The following is a 7,434-nucleotide window of genomic DNA, read 5'->3' on the forward strand; positions in this document are numbered from 1 at the left end:
GGCGATGCCGGCGCGTTCAATGGCGGCCTTGACCACGGTGGTGGCCAGCTGGGTGTTGGGCACGTCCTTGAGGCTGCCGCCGAAGGTGCCGATGGCGGTGCGCGCCGTGCTGACGACGAAGATGTCTTTGCTGCTCATAGGTTGACTCTGCTGATGTTGAAATGAGAAAAAGGCGGCGCAGCCAAACCCCTTGCCTGCGCCGCCCGTCAAAGCCTTACTGCAGGGCGGGCGGGGCCTCGCGCAGCTGCTTTTTGTTGATCTTGCCCACGCTGGTCTTGGGAATTTCGGCGACCAGGCGGATGCGATCCAGCTCCGGCATGGCATAGGCGCTGATGCGCTTGGACTGCACATGGGCCAGCAGCTGCTCGCGGATGAACTCGGGCTTCACCTCGGCGCCGGCCACCACGAAGGCCATGGGGCGCTCCCCCCATTTCTCGTCGGGCACGCCGATCACCGCGGCCTCGTGCACGCCGGGAACCTGGGTGATCAGGCCCTCGACCTCGATGGACGACACCCATTCACCGCCGGTCTTGATCACGTCCTTGAGACGGTCCACGATCTGCACCATGCCGTTGGGATGCATCACGGCAATATCCTGGGTGTGCAGATAGCCGCCGCGCCAGAGCTCTTCCGAGGCCTCGGGCTTCTTGAAGTAGATCGGCGTCAGCGCTGGCGAGCGCAGCACGATCTCGCCGCGCGCGATGCCGTCGCGCGGCACATCCCGCATGTCTTCATCGACCACGCGGAAGTCCACCAGCAGCGATGGCATGCCCGTGGAGGTGCGCAGGCGCAGGTTCTCCCCGGCGCTCAGCGGCTGGCCTTGCGTGGGGTTGAGCGCCAGCGAGACCACGGGCCCGGTCTCGGACATGCCGTAGCCCGCGAACACATCCATGCCCTTGGCCAGCGCCGCTTCGCACAGACCCGCAGGCAGGGCCGAGCCGCCGATGATGACCTTCCAGCCGCCGAGGTCCTGACCCGTCTTGTCGGCTCCAGCCACCAGCATCTGCAAAATAGTGGGCACGCAGTGCGAGAACGAGACTTTCTCCGTCTCGCGCAGCTTGAGCAGCGCATCGGGCAGATAGCGGCCCGGCAGCACCGTGCGCAGGCCCAGCATGACGGCGATATAGGGGATGCCCCAGCCCAGCACATGGAACATGGGCGTGATGGGCATGTAGACGTCGCCGCGGTGCAGGCGCTGCTCGCCCATGGGCGAGCACAGGCTCAGCGCCGTGGCCATGGCATGCATCACGATATGGCGATGGCTGTAGCACACTCCCTTGGGGTCACCCGTGGTGCCCGTGGTGTAGAAGGTGACGGCCTTGGTGTTTTCGTCCAGCTCGGGGAAATCGTAGGCCGCATCGGCCCGGGAGACCAGGGCTTCGTACTCTCCGGCCACGGCAAAGCCGGTCGCCGGCACCAGGCCGTCGTCCGAGAGCACGACGATGTGGCGAATCCGCGGCAGCTGCTCGCGGATCTGCTCGACCACGGGCAGGAAGTCACAGTGGACCAGCAGCACATCGGTGTCTGCGTCCTTGAGCGTGTAGAGGATCTGCGCGGCCGACAGGCGCACGTTCACGGTGAACAGGGTGGCGCCCATCATGGGAATGCCGAAATAGCTCTCCAGATAGCGATGGCTGTCCCAGTCCATCACGGCCACGGTGCTGCCGGGGCGCACGTCCAGCGCCGTCAGCGCATTGGCGAGCTGGCCGATGCGCTGGCGGAAGTCGCGGTACTTGTAGCGCATCTGCCCGCGATAAGTGATCTCCTGATCCGCATGCAGGCTCATGGCATTGATCAGCAGTTGCTTGATCAGCAGCGGATAGGTGTACGCCGAGGGTGTCGGAGTCAGCAGGTTATCGGTGGACTTCATATCGTCTCGAATCCATGGATGAGGGGAAAGCAAGATGCTGCGATGCGGCCGGCCCCGCCATCAGCAGCGCTGGGGCGGGCGCAGCCACAACTGCTCTTCCAGTATGAGCACTTCATACAAAGGAATCAGCAATCTAGGTGACGCCGTGCACTGGCCGCTCTTGATGTTGAACTTGAGGCCATGGGCGGGACAGGCGATCTCATGCGCCTGGCATGGACCGCTGGCAATGGAGGCGCCCGCATGCGGGCAGCTGTTTTCCAGCGCGTAGAACTCGCCCTCCACATTGAGCAGCAAGACGGTCTCCCCACCAGGAACAAAGACCAGCTTGCGGCTGCCGGGAGGCAGGTCCTCGGCGGGGCCGGCGGCAATCAGCGCCCGCGCGGGCAGGGTCTGCTCAAGCATGCGAAGCCGCGGCGCGCGTCATGAGCTGCAGCAGATCGGCCGCAGGCACGGCCCCCGTCACCGGCCAGCGCTGCTTGAACACATAGTGGGGCACGCCGCCGCCATGGCCCGTGGCCGGCTGCGCGGTGCGCTCGAGCAGTTCGGCCGCCGTCAGCGGCAGGCCCGCGGCATGCGCCAGCTTCAGCAGCGTGGCCGTGTCGCCTATATCGCGGCCCTGCTGGAAATAGGCCGCGAACACGGACTCCACAAAATCGAGCATGGCCGGCATGGGCAGCCGGTCCTGCGCGAGGTTGACCAGAGCGCAAGCCTTGCGGCTGTTGGGAAAGACCGCAATCGCCTCGAAGTTCAGCGCCAGGCCGGCCTGCTGGGCGGCGGCGCGCACCTGGGCTCGGCGTGCGGCAACCGCCTCGGGCCCGCCCAGGCGCGCCTCGTAGAACGCCTGATAGGCTATGCCGGCCTCTGGAATCTGCGGCAGCAGAGTATCGGCATGCCAATTCAGGTGCAGTTGCAAGCCGGGACTGCGCTCGCTCAGCAGAGTCCAGGCGGCGCGCAGATTGCGCAGACCTATCCAGCACCAGGGACAGATCAGATCCAGATGGAAGTCGGTGTGCAAGCTGTCGGAGCTTGGGTCACGGGACATGGTGCGCCCTCCTTCAGAGCAGATCGTGCAGCAGCGCCTCGGCGCCGCCCCAGGAGCCGAAGCCCGCGGCAGGATTGAGGTGGCCGACCTCGCCCAGGTCCACCAGGCGCGCGCCCCAGTCCCTGGCCATCTGTTCGGCGCGCTCGAAGCCCGCCAGAGCATCGTTGCGGCTTGCCGCCACGATGGTGGGGAACGGCAGGGGCCGGCGCGGCACGGGGCACCAGCCGCCCTGCTCTAGCTGCTCCAGCGAGGGATAGCCGGCCGGCATGGGCCGCTCCACATCTGCGGGCGTGGCGAGCAAGGCCCCCACGATACGGCCGCTGTGCTGCTGCGCCCAATGCACGGTGGTGATGCAGCCCGCGCTATGGGCCACGATGACGACCTTGCCCTCGATGGCGGCCAACGTGTCGCCCAGCGCCTGCACGCGTGCGGCGCGGCTGAGCTTGTCGCGCTCCAGCGGTGGCACGCTGGCGACGCGCAGCTGCCGGGCCTGCAACTGCTTCTGCAGATGGGTCTGCCAGTGCTCTTCCACATGGTCGCGCAGACCGGGAACGATCAGGAAAGTGATATCCGCGGGAAACGGGCTGGAATGCATAGGGTTTGGCAAGCGTGTAAGTGAAAAACGCATGGCCTGCGTTGGGCCATGCTGGTTGTGGTGCTGCTAGAGGCGCGCTCAGAAAGGCTTGCTGCCTATGATCCCGGCGCGCTCCATCTTGCGGTGGCAGGGCGGATAGTCCATCACCGCGTAGTGCTGGGTGGCGCTGTTGTCCCAGATGGCGATGCTGTTGGGCTTCCAGCGCCAGCGCACCTGGTACTCGGGAATCTGCGCCTGGCTGACCAGATAGCGCAGCAGCTCGCCCGCGCCATGGGTATGGTCCTGGCCCACGCGCACGCGCGCGGCCGTGTGGAAGTTGGTGAAGTGAGTCGTGAAGCCGTTCACATAAAGCACCTTCTCGCCGGTTTCCGCATGGGTGCGCACCACGGGATGCTCGGGATCGGGAAACTGGGCCTTGAGCGCCAGGCGCTTTTCGATAGGCATGGCCGCGCCGAAGCTGAACTCTATGCTGTGGCGCGCGCGCAGATCCCGGATCTGCTCCTTCACGCCCTCGGGCAGCCTGTCATAGGCCAGCACCATATTCGCCCACATGGTGTCGCCGCCCACGGGCGGGCATTCCACGCAGCGCAGCACAGCGCCGAACTGCGGCGCTTCGCGCCAGGTGGTGTCGGAATGCCAGGCATTCTCATAGCGGTCCAGCGGCTGCTCGGGGCTCTTGTAGATCTGGACCAGGCCCGGATTCTCGGGGTCGCTGCCCACCACGGGATGGTCTTCGAGCTCGCCGAACTTGCGCGCAAACGCCACATGTTCGGCGCGGCTGATATCCTGGTCGCGCAGGAACAGCACGCGATGCGCGAGCAAGGCCTTGCGGATTTCGGCAAACAGCGCGGCGTCGTGCACGGCATCGGACAGGCGCACGCCGGTGAGTTCGGCGCCAATCGCGCAGGTCAGTTGTTCTACTTTCATCTCTTGTCTCCTCCCTCGTCGCTCAGAGCGTGAAGATCGCCGAGCCTATGATCTTGCGGGCCTCCAGGTCGCGATGCGCCTGGACCGCGTCGGCCAACTCGTAGCGCTTGCTGATGTCGACCTTGATGCGGCCTTGGGCCACATGACCGAAGAGTTCGCTGGCCAGAGCCGCCTTCTCCGCGGGATCGGCGATGTAGTCGGCCGAGGCCGGTCGGGTCAGGAACAGCGAGCCCTTCATGGCCAGCAGCTGGGGGTTGAACGCCGGCACGGGACCGGAGGCCGTGCCCAGGCAGACCATGAGGCCGCGGCGCTTGAGGCTGTTGAGCGAGGCCTCGAAAGTGTCCTTGCCCACGCTGTCGAACACGGCGTTCACGCCAACGCCGCCCGTGATCTCGCGCACGCGGGCCGCCACGTCCTCGTGGCTGTAGTTGATGACGTGATCGCAGCCATGGGCCGTGGCGACCTGCGCCTTGGCCTCGGACGACACCGTGCCTATCACGTTCAGGCCTTCGAGCTTGGCCCATTGCGACACCAGCAGGCCCACGCCGCCGGCGGCCGCGTGCAGCAGGATGGTGTCGCCCTTCTTGAACTCCCAGATGCTGCGCATCAGATAGGCGGCCGTCAGGCCGCGCATGGTGATGGCGGCGGCCGTCTCGAAGCCGATGGCATCGGGCAGGCGGATCAGCGGCGCGGCGTCGATCAGGCGCTCGGTGCTGTAGGCGCCCAGGGTGTTGTGGGCGCCGGTATAGGTCACGCGGTCGCCGACCTGGAACTGGGTCACGCCCGCGCCCACGGCCGTGACCGTGCCGCAGGCTTCGCTGCCTATGCCCGAGGGCAGCGGCGCGGGATACAGGCCGCTGCGGAAATAGGTGTCCGCAAAGTTCAGGGCCACGGCGCCATGCTTGAGGCGGACCTGACCCGGGCCGGGATCGCCGACCTCGACCTCCTCGTAGCGCAGGACCTCGGGGCCGCCAACTTCATAGAAACGGGTCATCTTGGGCATACAAACTCCAATCAAATGCCAATCAGGGCAGGGAATGCGGCGGGCCGCATTCGGTAAACGGATATCAGGCTCGGGATGCGGTCAAGGGGAGCACCAGGGTGGAGTTCTGCACGGGCCGGCCCTCGGCCTCCTGCCGGACTACGGCCGCCACCAGCGCCATATCGTTCTCATAGCTGCGCGCGGCCTTCCAGAAGCAGACGGCGGCCAGCACGGATATGGAAGGAATCGCGGCCAGCGCCACGTTCAAGCCCCAGGTGTCGGAGATCAGCCCGCCGAAGAACGGGCCTATGGCCAGGCCGAACAGGTTCTGAAACAGCGCCAGCACCGCGCTGCCCGTGGCGCGCAGGCCCGGGTGGGTGACGTTGAGCACGGTGCTGGTCGTCACGCCCACGGTGCAGGTCATCAGAAAGCCGCCAAGCAGAATCATTGCGTACTGCAGGCCGGCGGGCAGATCGGCCGTGAATGCGCAGCTCAGCACCACAAAGCTCAGCAGGGTCAGCACGCACATGGCCAGCAGCTTGTTGCGCGGGCGGCGCTGGCTGACGCGGTCGGCCACCCAGCCCCAGAACAAGGAGCCTACGGCGCAGCACAGCACCACCAGCGCCGCATGCTTGGCCGCCGTGGCCGAATCCATGCCGTGATAGCGGTTGAAGAAGCTGGGCGTCCAGGCCCAGATGGTGGACACCACGATCAGCTGAAATGCTCCGGCTAGGCACACCCACAGCAGGGTTGGGCCATGGGTCAGCGCCTGATAGAGCCGGCCCAGAAAGGCCTTGGAGCTGCGGCTTTGGATCCGGGGCTGGAATTTCACCACCACGCTTTTGTAATCGGGCACCAGCAGGAACAGCAGCGCCATGGCCAGACCCGGAAAGCCCACGGCGCCGAAAGCCGCGCGCCAGCCCCAGTGGTCGGCAATCGCTCCGCCCAGCATCACGCCCAGTACCGCACCCAGGGCCGAAGCGGCAAAGAACGCGCCCAGCAAGGTGGAATGCAGACGCTTGGGAAACAGGCCGTTGACCAGGGCCGAACCCACGGCGCCATAGCCGGTCTCGCCCAGGCCGACCACGGCGCGCGCCGCAAACAGCTGCGCGTAGCTGCGCGCAAACATGCAGGCAATGGTGGCCATGCTCCACACCGATGCCATGACGAAAATGCTTTTGACGCGGCCAAAGCGGTCGGCAATCATGGCCACGGGCAGGCTGCCCACGGCCACGACCACGGAAATCACCGAAACCAGCGCCCCCAGTTGCTTGTCCGACAAACCCCATTCCTCTTTCAGATGCGGAAACAGGGAGACCACGATTTGCCGGTCTATATAGTCGGAGAGCATCAGCAGGAAAATCATCGCAAATGCAAACCAGGCACGCGGGCGGCTCACCGCATAGTCATGGCTGTGATCGGCATGGGAGTCTGTTTCGGGTGCGAACATTCATGGTCTCCATTTTCAGTGCGCTTTTTTATTTATTGAGCGAATGAATCCACACCTTCTTCATTGAATCCAATATCAAATACCGCGGTATTGAATTCCTGGTTTTGATAATCTCGCTTGATTCAACTTTAAAAACAAACCTTGTTCAATATTTCTCTAAGCGCGCCAATTTTTTTGCTTTCTACGACAGTCAAGGTAAACACCTAGAACCCTCAGAAACGCCTGTACATGCGGTCTGGCGGGCACTTCAGGGTCTGGCAGCCCGCCCCGCTGCGGCCCGCGCGCCCAGCGATGTCTTGAACACAGCTTTTTCTGCGCTGCAGCGCAACATAGAATTGTTGCCGTTTACGTAAACGTCAACACCATGCCGCGGCGACACCGGCCAAGCGCGGCAGGCTGTACCGGCCGCCCATCACAACAAGGAATCCAAGACGATGACATACAAAACTCCGCTCAAAGACATGCTGTTCGACATGGAGCACCTGGCCCAGCTCGCGCAGATCGCCCAGATCCCCGGCTTCGAAGACGCGGGCCTCGAAACCGCCCAGGCCGTGCTCGAGGAAGGCGC

Annotated in this window: 9 protein-coding genes; 1 reads left to right on the forward strand and 8 read right to left on the reverse strand. The window is 64.9% G+C overall.

Annotation, left to right across the window (positions count from 1 at the left end):
• The 8 genes from AB6724_RS21540 to AB6724_RS21575 all read right to left on the reverse strand — a co-directional run.
• Window positions 1-138, reverse strand: a 138-nt coding sequence (locus AB6724_RS21540) for a thiolase family protein (RefSeq protein ID WP_500683338.1), incomplete at its 3' end; no start/stop codon positions are given.
• Between the two features lie 76 nt (window positions 139-214).
• Window positions 215-1,870 carry a fatty acid--CoA ligase gene (locus AB6724_RS21545; protein ID WP_369340587.1) on the reverse strand — a complete coding sequence of 552 codons (1,656 nt, stop codon included), beginning with the start codon at window positions 1,868-1,870 and terminating at the stop codon, window positions 215-217.
• Between the two features lie 60 nt (window positions 1,871-1,930).
• Window positions 1,931-2,272, reverse strand: coding sequence for a Rieske (2Fe-2S) protein (locus tag AB6724_RS21550; RefSeq protein ID WP_369340588.1), 342 nt, complete (start codon window positions 2,270-2,272; stop codon window positions 1,931-1,933).
• Entirely contained in the window at window positions 2,265-2,912 is a 648-nt protein-coding gene (locus AB6724_RS21555) for a DsbA family protein (protein ID WP_369340589.1), read from the reverse strand. The genes AB6724_RS21550 and AB6724_RS21555 overlap by 8 nt, the downstream gene beginning before the upstream one ends.
• Window positions 2,913-2,925: 13 nt before the next feature.
• Entirely contained in the window at window positions 2,926-3,507 is a 582-nt protein-coding gene (locus tag AB6724_RS21560; protein ID WP_369340590.1) for an RBBP9/YdeN family alpha/beta hydrolase, read from the reverse strand.
• A gap of 78 nt (window positions 3,508-3,585) precedes the next feature.
• Window positions 3,586-4,434 carry a TauD/TfdA dioxygenase family protein gene (locus AB6724_RS21565; protein WP_369340591.1) on the reverse strand — a complete coding sequence of 283 codons (849 nt, stop codon included), beginning with the start codon at window positions 4,432-4,434 and terminating at the stop codon, window positions 3,586-3,588.
• Between the two features lie 22 nt (window positions 4,435-4,456).
• On the reverse strand, window positions 4,457-5,437 hold the full coding sequence (locus tag AB6724_RS21570) for a quinone oxidoreductase family protein (protein WP_369340592.1): 981 nt from the start codon (window positions 5,435-5,437) through the stop codon (window positions 4,457-4,459).
• A gap of 64 nt (window positions 5,438-5,501) precedes the next feature.
• The gene (locus AB6724_RS21575) at window positions 5,502-6,866 is read right to left on the reverse strand and encodes an MFS transporter (protein ID WP_369340593.1); all 1,365 of its coding nucleotides are present in this window, start codon (window positions 6,864-6,866) and stop codon (window positions 5,502-5,504) included.
• Between the two features lie 434 nt (window positions 6,867-7,300).
• Here AB6724_RS21575 and AB6724_RS21580 point away from each other — a divergent pair.
• Window positions 7,301-7,434: acyl-CoA dehydrogenase N-terminal domain-containing protein (locus AB6724_RS21580; protein ID WP_369340594.1), on the forward strand; the 134-nt coding region annotated here is incomplete at its 3' end.

This window comes from Comamonas guangdongensis (assembly GCF_041079535.1).
Classification (GTDB): Bacteria; Pseudomonadota; Gammaproteobacteria; order Burkholderiales; family Burkholderiaceae_C; genus Comamonas; species Comamonas guangdongensis.